General features: G+C 41.2%; 8 protein-coding genes. 2 read left to right on the top strand and 6 right to left on the bottom strand.

Features of this window, described 5'->3' with window-relative positions; all coding sequences use genetic code 11:
• Positions 1-8 precede the first annotated feature (8 nt).
• Genes ACN9MR_RS16120 through ACN9MR_RS16105 form a run of 4 tightly spaced genes read right to left on the bottom strand, consistent with a single transcriptional unit; the run spans position 9 to position 12,344 of the window.
• Positions 9-773, bottom strand: coding sequence for an alpha/beta fold hydrolase (locus ACN9MR_RS16120; RefSeq protein WP_426325138.1), 765 nt, complete (start codon positions 771-773; stop codon positions 9-11).
• Positions 761-1,057, bottom strand: a complete 297-nt coding sequence (locus tag ACN9MR_RS16115) for an acyl carrier protein (protein ID WP_426325137.1) — start codon at positions 1,055-1,057, stop codon at positions 761-763. Before ACN9MR_RS16115 ends, ACN9MR_RS16120 begins: the two co-directional genes overlap by 13 nt.
• Positions 1,045-5,280 (bottom strand): beta-ketoacyl synthase N-terminal-like domain-containing protein, encoded by a 4,236-nt coding sequence (locus ACN9MR_RS16110; protein WP_426325136.1) that lies wholly within the window; start codon positions 5,278-5,280, stop codon positions 1,045-1,047. The genes ACN9MR_RS16115 and ACN9MR_RS16110 overlap by 13 nt, the downstream gene beginning before the upstream one ends.
• A gap of 23 nt (positions 5,281-5,303) precedes the next feature.
• On the bottom strand, positions 5,304-12,344 hold the full coding sequence (locus ACN9MR_RS16105; protein WP_426325135.1) for an SDR family NAD(P)-dependent oxidoreductase: 7,041 nt from the start codon (positions 12,342-12,344) through the stop codon (positions 5,304-5,306).
• A gap of 786 nt (positions 12,345-13,130) precedes the next feature.
• On the opposite strand from ACN9MR_RS16105, the gene ACN9MR_RS16100 reads away from it, so the two are divergent.
• Positions 13,131-14,459, top strand: coding sequence for a rhamnogalacturonan acetylesterase (locus ACN9MR_RS16100; protein ID WP_426325134.1), 1,329 nt, complete (start codon positions 13,131-13,133; stop codon positions 14,457-14,459).
• Between the two features lie 21 nt (positions 14,460-14,480).
• The gene (locus tag ACN9MR_RS16095; protein WP_426325133.1) at positions 14,481-16,826 is read left to right on the top strand and encodes a beta-L-arabinofuranosidase domain-containing protein; all 2,346 of its coding nucleotides are present in this window, start codon (positions 14,481-14,483) and stop codon (positions 16,824-16,826) included.
• Positions 16,827-17,397: 571 nt separating this feature from the next.
• Here ACN9MR_RS16095 and ACN9MR_RS16090 read toward each other — a convergent pair.
• Positions 17,398-18,336, bottom strand: a complete 939-nt coding sequence (locus ACN9MR_RS16090; protein WP_426325132.1) for a glycoside hydrolase family 43 protein — start codon at positions 18,334-18,336, stop codon at positions 17,398-17,400.
• A gap of 1 nt (position 18,337) precedes the next feature.
• Positions 18,338-19,879, bottom strand: a complete 1,542-nt coding sequence (locus ACN9MR_RS16085) for an alpha-N-arabinofuranosidase (RefSeq protein ID WP_426325131.1) — start codon at positions 19,877-19,879, stop codon at positions 18,338-18,340.
• Between the last annotated feature and the right edge of the window lie 6 nt (positions 19,880-19,885).

The following is a 19,885-nucleotide window of genomic DNA, read 5'->3' as shown; positions in this document are numbered from 1 at the left end:
GTTTAATTTTATATTTCCTGAAAGAAGTTTAACAATGCTTCGGCGATTACCAATGGTTGCTGTATCGGGATATTATGATCTCCCGGCACAGCAATTAACGAGGCATCTTTGATCATTCCATCTAAATGTTTACCTGCATTAAGGCAATTGGAATCGGTGCCGTACAGCAATAGCGTGCTCTGTTTTATAGTTTCGATTGCAGGGCTGCCAAAAAAATCTTTTTCAAGCTCCATGTCTGTTTTAATCGAAGTTTGATAAAAAAGGTACTCGTACATGCGGTGGTTGCGTTCCATCTGCCTTTTACCCATTTTTACTTTTGTGGTGTCAGTAAAATTTTCGACGTAATGCTCCAAAAATTCACGGCTGTATTCGTCAATTATTCCCCTTGTTTTATCGTCGTTCGGATCAGGCGCTTCAATTATTGCCAGTTTATTAATACGTTCTGGAAAGCGGATGGCCATTTTTAAAGCAATCAACCCACCGAAACTATAACCACCTAAATGCACTTTTTGAAGGTTTAAAACCTCCATTAATGCAAACAGATCGTTGGTCATGCTCTCCAGGTCGTACCCCTCCAAAGCCTTTTCGCTCATGCCATGACTTTTTAAGTCGTACAGTACCACGTGATATTTTGTGGCCAATAGCGGCGCGATATTAAAATAATAAACAGACAGGTTACTGAACATCCCGTGAACAAGGACGATGGTTTCAGCAGCTTCTTTATTGAGCTCCTGAATGTGAACCGATTTGCCGTTTACTGTTATGATTGGCATTCTTCGATATAAGAGATGATCATGCCCAGATTTAAGTTGATCAGCTGATCGAGATCCATTGATGATAACCAGCCCGCAAAATCGATCTGTTCGCCAAAATGCGCTTTGATTTTTTCAGAAAAAGATACAATTTCGATGCTATCCATTTCCAGATCTTTGGTGAAAGAACTTTCGGGGGTGATATCCATTTCTTCAACAAATTCTTCGCCGATTACTTCGGTGATAAATTGTTTCATGAGGTTGAAGATTTCTTCGCTGCTTAATTTTGTAGTTATAGTGTCCATCCGATGATATAGTTTTTATGTTTGATTGTTTTGACTGTGATGTTATTGATGCGTAATTCTTCGTCATTGATTTCTTCAACGGTATAGGCTTTTGGATTGCCCTGTAAACCTTTGCCCAGGTATTTTCCATAAGCTTCTTTGGCTACCCAGAACCGGGTTGCCCATTCTATTTTGTCGCGGCTTTCGAGCAGGGCCATTTCGTGATCGTTAAACACAAGATCGAAGAAACCGGCGCTCCGTTCTTCAATATGTTCGATATCGATACCAACGGGTTCGTTAAAACGTGCTATGCCGACGGCATCGGTACCTTTATGCGCAATCGATATATTGATGTTATCTGTTAAGCCGCCTTTAACATAAGGTTTGCGGTATTCGTCAGAATAAATTTCGAAGGTGATGGGGTAACAGGCCTGATTTTTCTGTGTATTCAATAAATTCCGAACGGCATCTTTCGCCGCCACGCGACTGATCATCCAGGTTCTTCTTTTATTCGGTAAAAGGTTGTTGTGGTGTTTTTTTTCTGTCTGGTTGAAATATCTCTTCAGGATAAAATCCCATGATACCACACGCGAATAAGCATTGCCGAAAAGGAAAACACCAGGTGCAATCTCTTCCGATAAACGGTTATGGAGTGGCGACATGGACACGTTCCAAAGCGGTTCGTCTATTTCCAATCTGCGGTTCTGCCATCCTGAAATGATAAGCCATGTGATGCCATCTCGCTTCATTACGATGTCGGCAGTGGCAAATTCATCGTTAATTTCGGTGAGTACGCAGGTACATTCGAAGGCGCCTTGCTGGTCGGCCATATCACCAAAAAACTCTATTTCCTGAATTTTAACAGGGAAAGCTATCCTATCTTTTTCTAAAGTAAGTTGAAGCCATAAACCAAATAACTGACCTGCATTATCAAGCAATGAGCCTTTTCCGCCTGAGGCTTCGATGATGCCTGTGATTCCTTTTTCACCAACTGCGGTCAGTTTTTTGATGCCCTGGTAATCTGGTCCGTGGAACATGTGCGCATCATAAATCTGTGCAGCAGTACGGTCGATATCCAATAATTTTCCAATGTCGAAAGTTCTGTTTGGAGCGACACTTAACTGTGTCGCCAACTGCACTTCTGCATTGGCAAAACGCTCCAGATTAAGGTAAACCCGTTGTTCGTCTTTCCATTCGCCAGTTACGGTTTCCTGAAAAGGTTTAACCACGTTCATCCATTGGAATACGCGCATATTCATTATTTTCTGCACCTTTTCTTCTGGCGATTGCGCATTGGCTATTTCAGCAAACACTTCAAAAATCATGGTCATCGGGATCACAGGATCCATATCTTCTACTGTTGGCCAGCCTTTTGGTTGCCTTAATAGCGAGTGATCGATGAGATAAGGGCAGTTCTCAAGGCTCACATCAAGTTTTTGACTAAAAGGTTGCCTTACGGGTTTTATTGGTTTGGCTGGTGCCCAGTTGCTCGGCTGATCGACCTGTAAAGCTGCATTTTCGAACAGTTCGATCATTTCGCTCTGCATGCTGATCATTTCCATCACATTTTCATTAAAAGCCTGTAAAACCGGATGTTTGGCCTCCACAAAAGTTTTAGATGGTGTTGGTTGAGCTTGTTTAATAGTTAAACCTTTAAGCGTTTGCAGGTTATGGATAATCGGAGAGCCCAGTTCGAGTTTAATGCCTTTGTTTTTTTGCGGTGGAGTTGATTTGATATTGCCCAAATAATTAAGGCCAATTTCTTTTCCTTCAATAAAAAGTGCTGCCAAAACTCTTTGCAACTGCGTAATGCCCGAACGGATCGGTACATTGGCACTAATGGTACTGATTTCTTTTCCCTTTAAAGTATCGTCGATAAAGCCGACTAAACCGCCAGAACCCACCTGAATAAAAACACGTGCACCTTCTGCGTATAACTTTTCGGTAAGCTCGCGGAAACGTACTGGTTTAATCAGGTGCTCGGCACTTAAATGGCGGATGGCTTCAAAGCCTTCGGGATAAGTTTCTAAAGTAGTTGCTGACCAAAGTGGTGTAGTGGTTTTTCGGAACTGCATATCCTGCATACCCTCAAGGATTAAACCCAGCTTATCGGCTACAAATGGAGAATGGAAACCTGATTGGAAAGGCAAAATCTGATGAAAAATCTGTTTCACTTTTAGTATCGGAACAAGCTCTTCAAGCGCGATTTTGCTGCCACAAAGGATTACCTGTTGCGGACAGTTATCGTTCGAGAGGTATAAATCGGGTATACTTTCGATAATGGGTTGAAGTGTATCTAAACCGCAACCCACGGCAATAAAACGTGAATCTTTCAGTTCAAAAGTTTCGGGGTTAAGCACATTCAATAAATTCATTACCGAACTTTCTTCTGCCAGTTCCGAAGATCTTGCTGCAAGCCATTCGCCAAGGCTATGCCCTGCATTCATATCGGATTTAATGCCCAATTGTTTCAATGCCTGATCTAAAACACTGCTTTTGTTGAGTATGTTCAGGGCCTCGCTTAAAAGGCCATCTTGTTTTTCGTTTTCATCAATATGAATGTTGAAATAATCGGCTACTGATTTGATTTCGCCACCTGCAAGTCCATCTAAGCCAGGAAATACGAATGCAATTTTTCCATCGTTCGCCAATAGTGGTGCATTGGTGTACCAGATATCCTGTTTGTTTCTCCACGGAGAATTTTTAGCCACAATTTTTAAAGCTTTTTTGATCCGCTCAGGACTAGGATTAAACAACACTAAACGGAAATCTCCATTCCCAATGTTATAATCTCCATTTTCGAGCGATTCGATCAAAGCCTCATGACTTGGTCTTGCGATGACCAATACTTCATCTTTTTTAGGCGTTTCGTGGGCGGTTAATACCACATGGGCGTTAATCCCTCCAAAGCCAAATGCATTTACGGCAGCCAGTTTTGGCAAACCCGATTGGTTCCAGTCCATTGCTTTTTGCACGGCAGAAAAACGGGTTTCGGCCAGTTGTGTTACAGGCTCATCGCAATGTAAAGTAGGCGGTATGATACCATGATACAAAGCCAGACTCGACTTGATCAATCCTGCTATACCTGCTGCGGGCATGGCATGGCCGATATTTGACTTAACCGAACCGATACCCGCTTTTGGCAGATCGGGATCCTGGCCGAAAAACTGTTTTAAAGTCTCTACCTCGGTTTTATCACCAAGTGGGGTGCCTGTTCCGTGGGCTTCTAAATAGCCAATATTTTTACTTTCTAACTCTGCGTTTTTCCAGGCTTCGGTAATGGCTTTAAGCTGGCCTTTAACCGATGGACTCATTACGCTGGTTCCACTGCCATCGCTACTAATGCCCACACCTTTAATTACCGAATAAATTTTATCCTGATCCCTGATTGCATCTTCGAGGCGTTTGAGCACAACAAAACCACAACCTTCGCCAATAATCAGTCCATCGGCATTTTGATCGAATGGTCTTATTTTTTCCTGTTTGGATAAAGCGCCCAGCTGAGAAAAAATGCTCCAGAAGGCTGCATTCTGGCCTAAATGTACACCGCCTGCAATAATCATATCGCAACGGCCACTATTCAGTTCCTGTACGCCATGATCTACTGCGATAAGCGAACTGGCACAGGCAGCATCCAAAGTAAAAGCCAGCCCGCCTAAGTTAAGACGATTGGCTACCAGCGAAGCCACTAAATTAGGGATCAATCCCATTGCGGTATCGGCACTAAAACGGCCTTTACGCAATTGAAACTCGTGTTTTACCTTTTCAATTTCTGCATCAGTAAGTTGTGGCATTAAGTCTTTCAATACACTCGAAATCTGCTCGCCAGTTCTTACAATTTCGATGGCGCGGGTTGCCCCAGGCCCCACATAATTGCCTTTGCCAATAATGATCCCAGTTTTATCGAGGGAATATTTTTTTTCAAATACTGATGCATCCTCTAATGCCTGGTGAACCAGATCTAAGGTTAACAAATGATCGGGTTCAGTACCTTCAACAGCCAAGGGTAGAATGCCAAAACGCTGCGGGTCAAACTGATGATCGGGAATAAAACCTCCTCGGTTGCAATAAAAACGATCTACTCCACTCACGGCTTTGTCGAAATGCACCGGATCAATCCGGTCAGCCGGAACCTCTTGTGTAGAATCTACGCGGTTGATAATATTCTCCCAAAAGGCCTGCATATCTTTCGCACCCGGAAAAATGCATGACATTCCAATAATTGCTACGTCGCTTTTCTTCATCTGCTGTTTGGTTACGCGGTTTTCTATATCCAGGTGTTTCCAGCCATGATCAATACCTGGCTTTCTTTACCATATTTTAGTTCGTTCAAGAAAGTTTCCATTCCATCCTGTAAAGGAATCAATGCAATTCCTCTGCGTTGGTATTCTTTTTCTAAGGTTGGCGAAACCATACCTGCACCTTTCCATGGTCCCCAGTTAATGGCCATTACCTTGCCTTGAATCTTCTGTTTTAAGGCCCAGGCATATTTATCCATTACACTGTTTGCTGCTGCATAATCGGTTTGCCCACGGTTTCCGTAAACCGAAGCGATACTTGAGAAAAGGATCACAAATTGGGTTTCTGGCCTTAATTGCTCAGCCAATACCCTTAGTGGTGTTACTTTGGTATCGAAAACACGTCCGAAAGATTCAGAAGTTTTGCTATGGAACAGTTTGTCTTCCAATAAGCCTGCACCATGTACTACGCCATCTATGCGACCATAATCTTCGTAAACCTGATTGATCAAACGGGTCAGCGCTTCTTCATCTTTAAGGTCTAACGACTCATAAACTACGGTCGATCCACCTTCTTCTAAAGTTGCAATGCAGCGTAAAATCTGGTTGTTTTTGTAAATCCGATTAGTTTCCTGTTCTATTTCGGCAGGTTTTTTAATCTCGCCTTGTTTAATCAGGTATTGCCTGATCTCATCTTTGGTTTTTAGTGAAGAACTGGCTTCGCTTGCTGAGGCGATCGGGTTTGCAGAACGGCCCACCAAAATGTACCTGCAAGGGTAATCTTTGGCAAAATGGATCATCAGTTCGGCAGTTATTCCCTGTGCACCACCTAAAACCATCACTACAGCTTCTTTGTCCAAATGGATGTGTGCATCGGTTTCGGTGCTCAGCTGGTGTGGCACCAACTCCATAATGTGTCTTTTATGGTCGTTGTAGATAATTTCCGAAGGTTTATCCGGATTCAGTATTTCGTTTAAGGTAATATTGGTGATTTCATCTGGCGACATTTTGGTTTCGAGGCTGATGAAACGGCATTTGGTATGTTCGTATTCACGGTCTAAACTTTTAAAGAAGCCCGAGTAACCTTGATAATTTCTCAAGAAAGAAATATCAGATTGATCGTTAAAATACTGCTTGGTATCTGCAATCAGGTACACCCATTTTACGGTATCAAAATTTAGTTTTTTAATGGTTGCGAAATGATCGAGAATGCCTACTTTTTGTTGTGCTTCGAACATATTCAAAATGATGAGGCCCTGATAACCGTCCAATGAGTCTTCAAAGCTCACCAGATCGGCAATAGCGCCATGTTTTTCGAGCACTTTCTTGATTTTGATCGCCTGTCCGCCACCATCATCGGTTAAGGCAAAACGCTGACCTTTTAAAATTGCTGCTTCGGTAATGGTAAGCGCAGCAGGAGTTAGCTCAAATCTTAAACGGGATAATTTTTCTTTTACCGTTTGATCATCGATGCTCTCCTCAATAAGCTTTTTTGCTTCTGTAAGCACCTCCGAGCTTTCTGCTTCAACATCGGCAATCCAGTTAACCAGGGCATTTAAAGTTTTAATTGCAGCCAGTTTTTCCATTAAATCATCAGCCTGTTCGCTTTGTGAACCAAATCCGATTTTTTCTTTTAAAGAGGCGATAATTTCCATTCTTTTGATCGAATCGATACTTAAATCAGCTTCAAGATCTAAATCCATGCCCAGCATTTCTTTCGGATAGCCTGTTTTTTCACTCACCACATCAAGAATGGCCGATTTTAACTGATCTAATGAAAATTTTGTCTGTTCTGCCTGAATTATTGGAGTTACTGCTACAGCAGGTGTACTAACCGCTTTTGGCTGTTCGGTATTTTCTGTAATCCAGTTTACGAGGCTGCTTAAGGTTTTAAGTCCCGCAAGCTGCTCCATAATTTTATCTTCCGGAAGGTTTAGTTGAGAGAAACCACCCAGTTCGGTACGTAAAGCACCAATAATTTCTACACGTTTGATCGAATCGATACTTAAATCGGCTTCCAGATCCATTTCCATGCCTAACATTTCTTGTGGATAGCCGGTTTTATCGCTTACAATCTGCAAAAGCACCAGTTTTAAATCTTTTTGTGCAACCGCAGGTGTTATTGCTTCGATGGTTTGTGCTTGTGGTACTTCCTGTTTTACTGTGATCTGATTTTCAATACGGACAGGTTGAGGTGCCTGGTATGATGTTAAAGGTTGATTAGTGATTTGCGAAGGCATTGCGGGAACCTGCCCTAAAAAGGAAAGCATCACATCGCGTTGTGCCTGAATCAGCATTTTCATGCTGTGCAGGTACTCTTGCATCATCAAGTCTTTAGCTGAGCCACTAACCTGTTGATTTTCAGTTTGTGTAGAGGTATTATTCATAAGGATAATCGGTTTAGTAATAGGAGATGCACCATTGGCCGGAAGTTTACCGGTTGATGGAACAGCGTGTTGACCGTTCACATACCAGATAGCGGGACTTTTTTTATAAAGTGAAGGTTCATCCAATTTGATGTTTTTAACAGAACGGCCTTCGAATAATTTTTCGAGTTTGATTTCGCGGCCGGTAGCTAGGTAACCAGCCAGTGTGCCCAACAAATTGCTGAGTTTATTCTGCCCCTGATCTTCGGTGTGTAAAATCACTTCGTCTTTACCGATGCAAGCTTTGGTTAAGCCACTTAGCACCTTGCCAGGGCCAACTTCTACGAAAACCCTGGCGCCGGCGGCATACATATCCCTAAGCTCATCAACAAAAAGGACAGGTTTTATTAAATGGTCGGTCAAACGTTCTTTTACAGCGGCAGCTTCAGTTGGATATTCTTTTGCCGTGGTGTTAGACCATACCGGAATTTTAAGATCTTTAAAGTTTACACCAGAAAGCACTTGTTGGTAAAGCTGTTTCGATTTGGCAACCAAAGGGCTATGGAAAGCACAAGCCACTTCAAGCGGGCGGAAAGATATTTTAGCTTCTTTCAATACCGCAGCCAACTGGCCGATAGCTGCTGTACCGCCTGCAATAACACATTGTGTTGGTGCATTAAAGTTCACTGGATAAACGGCTGCAGTACCATTTAGGTATTGCGCAAGGTCTTCTTGTTTTGCGCTCACGGCAAGCATAGTACCCGGATCTCCGTTTTCTACGGCATTCAAAATAGATTGTGCCCGTTCTGCGCTTAGGTGAACAAGGGCTTCTTCTTCAAAAGCACCAGCAAAACAAAGCGCAGGCAATTCGCCATAACTGTGGCCTGCAACCATATCAGGCACAATGCCCAATGATTTTAAGAAATTGGCGATTGCAAGATCAACAATGCCCAGTAGGGGTTGTGCCATGCGGGTATCTTTTATACGTTCTTTTTGTGCTTTCGTATCCGCATCATTAAATACAGTATTTGGGAAAAGGATTTTTTCATATTCAGGATAAGCTTTCAGCAGTTTTCTCATTTCAGGGAAAACCACAAAAAGATCCCTTGCCATATTTACCCTTTGGCTGCCTTGCCCTGGGAACATAAAAGCAACCTTGCCATCCTGTTTTTGAGTAAGGTAAGTGTCTTTGCTTTCTACACCAGATAAAACAAGATCGATTTTCATTACCAGATCTTCTGCATGATTGGCAACGATGCTCAATTGAACAGATTTGGTGCCAGCAGTTGCTAAACTATAGGCAATATCTTTCAGTTCGATCTGATCGTTCAGTTCTAAGAGATTTTTTACTGAAATTATGCGGCTTTTGGCTTCCTCATAAGTATCTCCCCTGAAAACAAACAGTTCTGATGGCCACGATTTTAAGATCGAATTTTTATTTTCGGTATTCTGAGCACTTTCCAGTACGGCATGGAAATTTGTTCCGCCAAAACCAAAGGCGCTAACGCCAGCATATCTTTTTTCTTCCATCCATAAACCCGCTTCAGTATGGAAAGCGAATGGACTGGTTTGGGCATTGTAGAAAGTATTTGGAGTTTTTAAATTGATGGTAGGTGGTTTAATGCCATGGTAAACCGATAGGGATGCTTTAATTAGGCCTGCAATGCCAGCGGCACATTTGGTATGGCCAATCTGCGTTTTTACTGAGCCTAGATGTGTTTGCCCAGCGGTTGCACCTGATTGATTAAGCATGTCGGTTAATGCGCTGATTTCAGTTTTATCGCCAACTACGGTTCCTGTACCGTGTGCTTCTACCAGGCCAAGCAGTGAAGGCGTAATTCCAGCCTGACTATAAGCCCTTTCCAAAGCATTTACCTGTCCGTTTTTACGTGGCGCAGTTAAACCAAGGCTTTTGCCGTCACTCGATCCGCCCACACCTTTAATAATAGAATAAATGGTGTCGCCATCACGTAAAGCATCGTCATATCTTTTTAATACGATCATGGCGATACCTTCGCCAAGGGCAATTCCGTCTGCTTCGGTATCAAAAGTGGCACATCTTCCTTTTTTAGAAAGGGCATGTGTGCTCGAGAACATCAGGTAATCGTTAATGCCGTTGTGCAGATCTGCTCCACCTGCCAAAACCATATCCGATTTTTCTAAAAATAACTCCTGACAGGCCAGATCTATTGCTGCCAAAGATGAAGCGCAGGCCGCATCAACCGTATAATTTCTGCCGCCCAGGTTTAACCTGTTGGTGATCCTGCCAGAAATTACATTCGCCAAAATACCCGGGAAAGAATCTTCTGTTGTTTTTGGTAATACGGCATCTACTTCAGCTGGCATTTCGCCAAAAACCTGTTTGTAAAAACCTCTGAAACTGTAGCTATTGGCCAGATCGTTTCCACCTTCGGCGCCGATAATTACAGATACATTTTCATTGTCAAAGCCACCATCTGCATAACCTGCATGCTGCATAGCTTGTTTGGCCACCATTAATGTAAGTAATTGGGTAGGCTCTATGGCTGCAAGCGACTGTGGCGGAATACCGAATTCCAAGGGATCAAAATCTATCCTCGGGATAAAACCGCCCCATTTAGAGTGCGACATATCACCAGCAGTAGAATCTGGATTATAATAAAGTTCTTTGTTCCATCTTTCATCCGGTACTTCGGTTACCGAATCTTTGCCTAGAATGATGTTACGCCAGTATTCTTCGAGATTTTTAGCCCCAGGGAAGATACAGGCCATACCTACAATAGCCACATCTAAAGCTTTGGTTTTATTTTCCGGAGGTGATGAAAGTGTGGCGTCTAAAATATGTGAATAGTTGTTGTCGGCTACATCCTGATGAAGATCGAGCAATGACATCACCTCTTTATGCATAGGTGCAATCTGACCGATCATATACATGCCCAGGTCGGTTTGTTCAGCTTCGTCGATTTTTACCAGTTCATCGCCGCGTCTTTCTATACCTTTTGCAGCAATACGTAAACGGCCAACGTTTAGTGTTTCCAGTTTTGCCCAGATTTCTTTTTTATCCATTCCCTCTGCCTGAAGTTTCTTTTTTTCTTCGTTAAAGAAAGTGGCAAATGAAGAATTTAAACACCTGGTTTCATGTCCTGGAGCGGTTTCAAGCAGTACAGTTTCGTTTGCCTGCATGGCTTCCTGTTGGAATTTACCTAAAATGGCACCTGTACTTACGGCTTCTTTGGTATATAGGTAGGCGGTGCCCATTAATACACCGATTTTCATTCCTTTGGCGGCCAAAGGAGCAGCCATTACCGAAATAAAAGCAGTAGAAAAAGAATCGTGGATGCCACCGGCAAAGAAAACGCTGATGTTTTCCGGATTTTCTTCCTTTAACAAACGTTCAATCTGTTTTTCCCACAATACCATGCTGGATAGGGGGCCAACGTGACCACCACATTCGCGGCCTTCGAATACGAAGCGTTTAGCACCTTCTTTTAAAAACATATCTAAAAGAGAAGCAGATGGCACATGGAGAAAAGTTTTGATCCCGGCTTTTTCGAAGGGTTTAGCCTGCGATGGTCTTCCGCCTGCAATTAGTAAAACAGGAGGTTTTGCATTTAATATATATTCTTGTTGCTCATCTCTAAGCTCTTGTGGTGCAAAACCTAAAATGCCTACGCCCCAGGTTTTTTCGCCAGCCAGTTTTTTGGTTTCTTCGATCAGGTTTTTTGCCGATGCACCCTTTAACAAGGATAAAGCTATAAATGATAAGGCACCAGCTTCCGAAACCGCATCTGCAAACGGTGCTACATCGCTTACCCTGGTCATTGGGCCCTGCGCAATAGGGTAGGTGAGGTTTAAATCTTTAGCAAGCGCGTTATTCGCTTTTATTACATTGATGGCTTTGGCCTGTTTTAAATGGCCGTAAATGGCTTCTTTTATGCCAAAAACCAACTTGTCAAGCTTTTTATATTTGGTAACCAGGTCTATCGATAGGGCAATATCCTGACCCATTGGAAGATAATTTGTTTCCAGATTGTAACCCTTAAAATGTTTTTGAAGACCATTATAATCTATATCTTCTGCCAATGCCGGCGAATTTGGACGGGCCAATACGCGGCAGTTATCGATCAGTTTGGTTTCTGTTCCACTTAACTTACCACAAACAGTTTTTAAATCTTCAGGAGCAGAACATTCTGGGAATAAGGCGAGTTGGCTATCTAAAATAATCCCTGCTGCGCCTTGAGCCATTAAAGAGGCCGCAGTATGAATACCTACACCACCCTGAACCCAAACCGGAATATGTGTAATTTCTTTAATAATCCGTTGAAAAAGTACAAAAGAAGATTCGTAAGCCACACGGCCGGCACCTTCATTTCCTTTCACTATGATTCCATCGGCACCCTTTGCTTGTGCAGCCAGTGCCGATTCGAGATCAAAAACCTGATAGATAATTTTTGCAGATGTTTTACGCTTTAGCACGAAATCATATGGAGCAATAATTAAACTTACCTGGGCAGGAAGATCAATGTTGGCGAATACCGCCGAATTGATGCTTACACCAAAATCTGAAATACCCAATTCCACAAGTGAATGAAGTGCGTTTTCGGTTTCGGTTATGTTGTGTCCAAGACTTAGAACTGGGAAGCAATCTGCTTTTTGTAAATTAGAAACCAATTTACTATCAGGGATTTCGAAGGGAGTTACTCCAATAATGGCGTATTTGTTCATGGCTTTAGATTTTTCTACTTCTTCTGTTTGATGGATGACTAAAAGCGAAACATAATGGTTCTTTATGCCTGCCCGTAATACGCAATAACACAGCTTTTTAGGACTGCAATTAGTGTGTATGATTAATTAGACTAATATACGACTTGGTAAAGTCAAATTGTTTTAAAAATTCATAAATGAATGAACTGAACAAGGCTTGGAATGTAAGCAATCTTTTCATTTAAAAATGAATTTTATGAACAAAAATCTAATTAATATTTTCAATAATGGTTCTTTATATGGTGCATTTAAATTTCAAATACAAAAAAAGACTATCCATATTGAGTTAGTATTAATAATGGGTTAATTTACAGATTTATTTTTATAATAGACTGATTTTATACGCTTTGTGTTGATAATTTTTTATTTTTTAACTAAAAATTATCAAATTTTTACTGATTTAAGCTCGTGAAATGGAGTTTTTGATCTTATAGCTTAATATTTCTGAAGCTTAAAAATTTTTAACTAAAAATTGAAGAAATTTATGCGGCATTTTGAATTGTTTATCTTTGTAGTATTAATTAGTATTTATAATTGAATGTTTGTTGTTTTTCGTACTTTTCGATAACATACTTTTGTTAAAAAAATGCTTAAATTTTAAAAACGTTGTTCATTCTCATTTAATTGAGAATTGTTTTTATATATTCGTTTATAAATGTCGTGTAGACGTTTATTTAACCAAATTTTAAAGGAAAGCGATTTCGATGGATTTAATTATCAAACAGATCGTTGCCAAACCTTAAGCATATGAGCATTCAAAAGTTTATTAAGCCATTTGTTTTTCTAGGCTTAATAGCCAACCTATTGCAGGCCCAGGAAAAAACCAATTACAAATTTGATTTTGGCACGGGAAAGGTTGCTAATCGTTATACACCGGTTTTGCCAACTGATGTTTATAGTAAAGAAAAGGGTTATGGTTTCGATTTTGACTCGAAAGTTGAGGGGCCAGATTATGGTGGGAAGAATTTTTTAACATCAGATCTGGTAAAAAGTGATAAACCTTTTTATTTTTCGGTTACCGTTCCTGAAGGTAATTACAAAATAACAGTTACACTTGGCGATCCGAAAGGCCCTGCATTAAGCACTATAAAAGCAGAATCGAGAAGATTGATGCTCGAAAATGTAAGAACTACAGCTGGGCAATCGCTAACTAAAACTTTTATTGTAAATATTAAAGATAAACATATTACTGGTGGGCAGGTTGTTTCTTTAAAACCACGCGAACTTACCAAACTTGATTGGGATGATAAACTGACTTTGGAATTTGACCATCAAACCGCACTACAGGCACTCGAAATTACGAAGGTTGAAGATCAGATTACCGTTTTCTTAGCCGGGAACTCGACTGTGGTGAACCAGGACGATGAACCATGGGCATCATGGGGGCAGATGATTCCCCGTTTTTTTAAACCTGGTGTCGCGATTGCCAATCATGCAGAATCTGGCTTAACACTGGGTTCATTTTTAGGAGGCAAAAGATTAACGAAGGTTTTAAGTATGATGAAACCTGGTGATTACCTTTTTATTGAATTTGGACACAACGATCAAAAAGATAAAGGGCCCAATGATGGTGCTTATAAATCGTATACCGAAAGGTTAAAAACATTCATTTCGGAAGTGAAGAAAAAAGGAGGAATCCCTGTTGTGGTTACCTCTACCAGCAGAAGGTCTTTTGGCCCGGATGGAAAAATTGTAAATTCTCTTGGTGATTTTCCTGATGCTGCACGTAAAGTAGCTATCGAAGAGAAAGTCGCTTTAATTGATCTGAATGCCATGACGTCGACTTTGTTTAATGCTTTGGGCGAAGAGTTATCGAAAAAAGCCTTTGTTCATTATCCTGCTAACAGTTATCCAGGTCAGGACAAGGCATTGGCCGATAATACGCACTTTAATCCTTATGGTGCTTATGAAATTGCACAATGTATCATTTTAGGCATTAAGAAGCAGAAATTAGGCATAGCAAAATATCTGGTAGACGATCTGCCAAAATTTGATCCGGCAAAACCAGATAATCCTGCTGATTGGCACTGGCCAGAGAGCCCTAAAAGTAGTGTAGTTAAACCAGATGGGAATTAGAATAACGTATTACTTATAAAGATGAAAAAAATAATTACCGCTATATTGTTTACCGCCTTGTATGGAACTACTTTCGGACAGGCGAGCTTGCAGCCGTTCAGTTTAAAAGATGTCCGTTTGTTGGATGGGTCGTTCAAGCAGGCACAGGAAACCGATAAAAAATACATGCTTTCTTTGGATCCGGACAGACTTTTGGTTCCATACCAGAGAGAGGCAGGACTAAAACCCAAAGCAGCATCTTACGGAAACTGGGAAAATACAGGTTTGGACGGGCATATCGGCGGGCATTATTTGTCTGCTTTGGCTTTAATGTATGCTTCAACTGGTGATGCGAAAGTGAAAGATCGGATGGAATACATGATTGCCGAACTGGACAAATGCCAGGTAAAAAATGGTGATGGTTATTTAGCCGGTATTCCTGGTGGCAAAGAAATCTGGAAGGAGATCAAAGCAGGTAACATCAAGTCGTCGAGTTTTTCGCTGAATGGAAAGTGGGTTCCCTTGTACAATATCCACAAAATTTACGCAGGGCTTTACGATGCTTACGCGGTTGCCGGTAATGAAAAAGCAAAGCAGATGCTCATCAAACTCACCGATTGGTGTGTAGATCTGGTCTCGAATTTATCTGATCAGCAAGTACAGGAACTTCTAAAAAGCGAACATGGTGGATTGAATGAAACTTTCGCCCATGTTTATGCTATAACGGGTAATCAAAAGTATCTTCAACTGGCAAAACGGTTTTCGGATCGATCTATCCTAAATCCATTGCTGAAAAATACAGATGCCCTGAATGGTCTGCACGCAAACACACAGATTCCTAAGGTAATTGGTTTTGAGCAGATCGCTTTGCTGGATAAAGATCCTTCCTGGGCCAATGTAGCCGCTTTCTTTTGGAAAACAGTAGTAGAACATAGAACAGTAGCCATTGGTGGAAATAGTGTTAGAGAGCACTTTCATCCTGCCAATAACTTTTCATCGATGACAGAATCGCGAGAAGGCCCGGAAACCTGTAATTCTTATAACATGTTGAAGCTCACCAAACAGCTATTTTTGGCCAAGCCTTCGAACACTTACCTCGATTATTATGAGCGTACACTTTATAATCATATCCTCTCTTCGCAAAGACCAGGCGGTGGTTTTGTATATTTTACACCAATGCGGCCGGGGCATTACCGTACTTATTCGAGTCCGCAGGAGGGCTTTTGGTGCTGCGTAGGCTCAGGATTAGAAAACCATGGCAAATATGGTGAGCTTATTTATGTGCACCGTGGAAATGATGTGTATGTGAATCTTTTTATCCCTTCTGCCTTAAACTGGAAAGAAAAAGGAATTCAGCTTACACAGCAGACACTTTTTCCTGATGCTGAAAATACCACACTCAAACTTCAATTAAAAAAGAAACAGCGTTTTGCTTTACATTTCCGTCGGCCATCTTGGGTAGAACCGGGAAAAATGACTGTTTTGGTGAATGGAAAAAAAGTTGCCGTCAAAAGTAATGCGAATGGGTATACCAGTATCGATCGTGTTTGGGCTACCGGTGATGTGGTTAACATTTCCTTGCCAATGCACACCACTACTGAGTTTATGCCCGATGGTTCAGATTGGGTAGCCTTTCTTCGTGGACCGGTTGTGCTCGCTGCGGCGATGGATACATTAAATCAACCCAATTTATTAGCCGATGGCAGTAGGATGGGGCATATTGCTTCAGGGCCATTGTTCCCGATCAGCGATGCACCACTTGTTACAGGTACTAAAGGTACCTTAGCAAATGAAATTACTTTGATTGATAAAAACAGTTTAACCTTCAGTGCTCAAAATGCGATCTATCAGCCAAAATACAAATCTTTAAAATTGGTTCCTTTTTACACCCTGGCCGAAAAGCGGTATGTGGTTTATTTCCCTTACAGCAACGCAGAGGCATTGCCAGAGCGTGCAAAGGCGATTAAGTTGGCAGAAGAAGATAAAATGAAAACGGAACAGCGAACCGTCGATCTGATTAACACTGGAGAGCAGCAGCCAGAATCGGATCATAATTTTAAGGGTGAGCAAACTGATAACGGAACGTATCAGGAAAGGCATTTTAGAAATGGAAAGGCATGGTTTAGTTATGTACTTAAAAACAAAGATTTATCGGCAAATAAGCTGAGTTTAACTTATTACGGAAAAGACAAGAATAAAAACTTTTCTATTTTGATTAATGGCGTTGTGATTGAAAATGTAAAGCTGGATGGCAACAAAAGTGATACTTTTTATGTACAGGAATACCAAATCCCCAAAGAACTATTAAAAGCAGATTTAGAAGTGAAATTTGTTGCCGATCAAGGGTCAGCTATTGCAAATATATATGAAGTGAGGTTGGTGAGATAGATAGCTGGCGTCATTTCGCCTTATTCCGTGGTCTGTGTCCTCACAGACCACTAGCATTATTTAAATCGATCGTCCTCCTGAACTTGTTATATTAGTTGTGTTCAATGGTCTAATAGCTACTTCGTGGTCAGGATTCTATGAGGAAGGTTTTTGAAGTGGATATGTGTAGGCTATAAAGATGCTGAAACAAGTTCAGCATGATGCGTGAGGGGATCTATCAAAGTAGATTTCTCCACCGCGGTCGAAATAACGATGAATTAAAGGCGATCGTCCTCCTGAACTTGTTTCAGGATCTTGTTTGAGAAAATTTTTATTTCGTGGTCTGTGTCCTCACAGACCACTAGCATTATTTAAATCGATCATCCTCCTGAACTTGTTTTATTAGTTGTGTTTAATGGTCTAATAGCCACTTCGTGGTCAGGATCTTGTTTGAGAAAGTTTTATATCAGGCATGATAGATGCTGAAACAAGTTCAGCATGACGCGTGGAAGGTAAATTGATGTGATTTAACAAGGTGGTCTGTGCGGGCACAGACCACGGAGAATCAGGTATTACTTTGCTTTCTTAACCCTTATTGCTTTAATAAGATTTCCAGTTCTTTTTCCTTAATTGTTAGTATGGTTCCGTGTCTTAAGCCTTTTGGTAAGGAGATTTTATCAGAAACATCGGTCCAGTTTTTTAAATCTGCAGATTGTATTGCACCATATTTATGGTCGCGGTACTTATCAAAATATACCATCCAGTTATTGCCTGTTTTTAAAGTTGTTGGTCCTTCAGCCCAATAATTTCCCGTAATTGGATTTCCCGCCTTGCTGTAAGGACCAGTCAATTGGTCGGCATAAGCTATTTTGATATTCTTCTGAGCAGGTTCACGGGTCTCGTCTTTTAAAAACATGATAAACTGTTTCCCGTTTTTTACAATAGTAGCATCAATCACATTAAAACCTGGATCGTAAAGCAGTTTGGTTTCCGAATAGGTTTTGAAATCTTTGGTGGTAACATAATACATACGGTGATTGTAACCGCTTTCTTCAGTTGAGGCCGTTTCATTAAACTTACCCGTAATAGTTGTAGCCCAATAAATCATATAAGTTTTGGTGCGGCTATCGTAAGTGATTTCAGGTGCCCAGGTATTTCTTGCACCATCTTCTTTAGCCATTACCGGTAAAAACTGCTGTTCGCTCCAGTTAATCAGGTCTTTCGAACTGGCGTAACCAATTCCCTTATCTTTCCAGCTTACTGTCCAAACCATGTGAAATAAGCCATCAGCCCCTCGGATAATGCAAGGATCCCGCATCAGTTTATCTTTACTTACAGTAGGCCTAAGGAACGATTGATCATTTTTAAGCGCGGTCCATTTGTATGCATTATTACTATAGGCCAGATGCAACCCGTCTTCCCCGTTACCTTTAAAATAGGCAAAGAGATAAACCTCCTTTTTAGACTGCGCATGTGCATTAAAGCAAGCCGATAGTAAGATTATAAAGAGGTATATGCGTTTTTTCATCATTTTATTTTAATTCGAGTACCACAACCGATTGCGCAGGCAATTCAACTTTAAGCGAATTTCCTGATTTTTTTGCGCCTGTAAATTTAGCATTGTGCACTTTGTCCGAATCGCTAAACGTATTTACATCGGTAAGTTTGGCCGAGGTTAAAATCTGTCCTGTAACCGAGTTCCATTTTAAACCATCTAAAACAGTGCTTAAGACAATTTTCTTGTTTGGATCTAAGTTCACCAATGAAATATGGATAGCGCCGCTTGCATCCTGAGAGGCAGAAACATTTAAAGCCGGAATTTTTTGATCGCCTACAGTATAATCAGGACTGATAAAGGCAATCGGTAGATATTTGGCATCCTGATGCACTTTGTACAGATCAAAAACATGATAAGTAGGGGTTAAGATCATTTTATCCTTTTCGGTTAAAATTAAAGCCTGTAAAACATTAATTGTTTGTGCCAGGTTGGCTACTTTAACACGATCGGAGTGGTTGTTAAAGATATTCAATGTTGTACCGGCAATTAAAGCATCACGTAAACTGTTCTGTTGATACAGGAAACCTGGGTTTGTTCCTGGTTCTACATCCGTCCAGATTCCCCATTCGTCAACCACTAAAGCCACTTTCTTTTTAGGATCGTATTTATCCATTATTGCGGAGTGTTTGGTTACCAGTTCTTCCATTTTTAAACAGTTTTTCATGGTCGAAAAGTATTGTGCCTCATCAAATTTGGTAGCTGATCCTTTTTTGCCCCAGTTTCCTGTTGGGATGGTGTAATAGTGTAAAGTTAATCCCCACATCTGGTTGCCGATGTTTTTCATGCAGGTTTCTGTCCAGTTGTAATCGTCGGAGTTTGCACCACTGGCAATTCTTTTTAGTGGAGCGCCCGGATAATTACGTGCATAAGTGGCATACCTGCGGTATAAATCAGAATAATAAGCAGGCGTCATGTTTCCTCCGCAACCCCAACTTTCGTTACCCACACCCCAGAAAGAAACTTTCCATGGTTTTTCTCTACCATTTTGACTGCGGATGGCCGTCATTGGGCTTACGCCATCAAAGTTCAGGTATTCTACCCATTTGGCCATTTCTTCAACAGTTCCACTACCTACATTGCCTGCAATGTAAGGTTCGCAATCGAGCATCTGACAGAGGTCTAGAAATTCGTGTGTACCAAAACTATTGTCTTCAGTTACGCCACCCCAGTTGGTATTTACCATTTTCGGGCGTTGGTTTCTCGGTCCTATACCATCTCTCCAATGGTATTCATCGGCAAAACAACCTCCCGGCCAACGCAGGTTCGGAACTTTTATCTTCTTTAAAGCATCTACAATATCTAAACGGATTCTACCTTTATTGGGAATAGTCGAATTTTCATCCACCCAAAAACCATCGTAGATGCAGCGACCCAAATGCTCAGAAAAATGACCATAAATATGCTTGCTAACCATCTGATCGCCAGCAGGTTTAATGGTTAATTGGGTTTCGCTTTGTGCATGCACTAAAATAGAACTGCAGAATACAGCCGCAGATAAGATAAGTTTTTTCATCATGATCTC

It is taken from the genome of Pedobacter sp. R-06 (genome assembly GCF_049913135.1).
Taxonomy (GTDB): domain Bacteria; phylum Bacteroidota; class Bacteroidia; order Sphingobacteriales; family Sphingobacteriaceae; genus Pedobacter.
The sequence above is the reverse complement of the archived record's forward strand: the minus strand, read 5'-3'. Positions and strand labels throughout refer to the sequence as shown.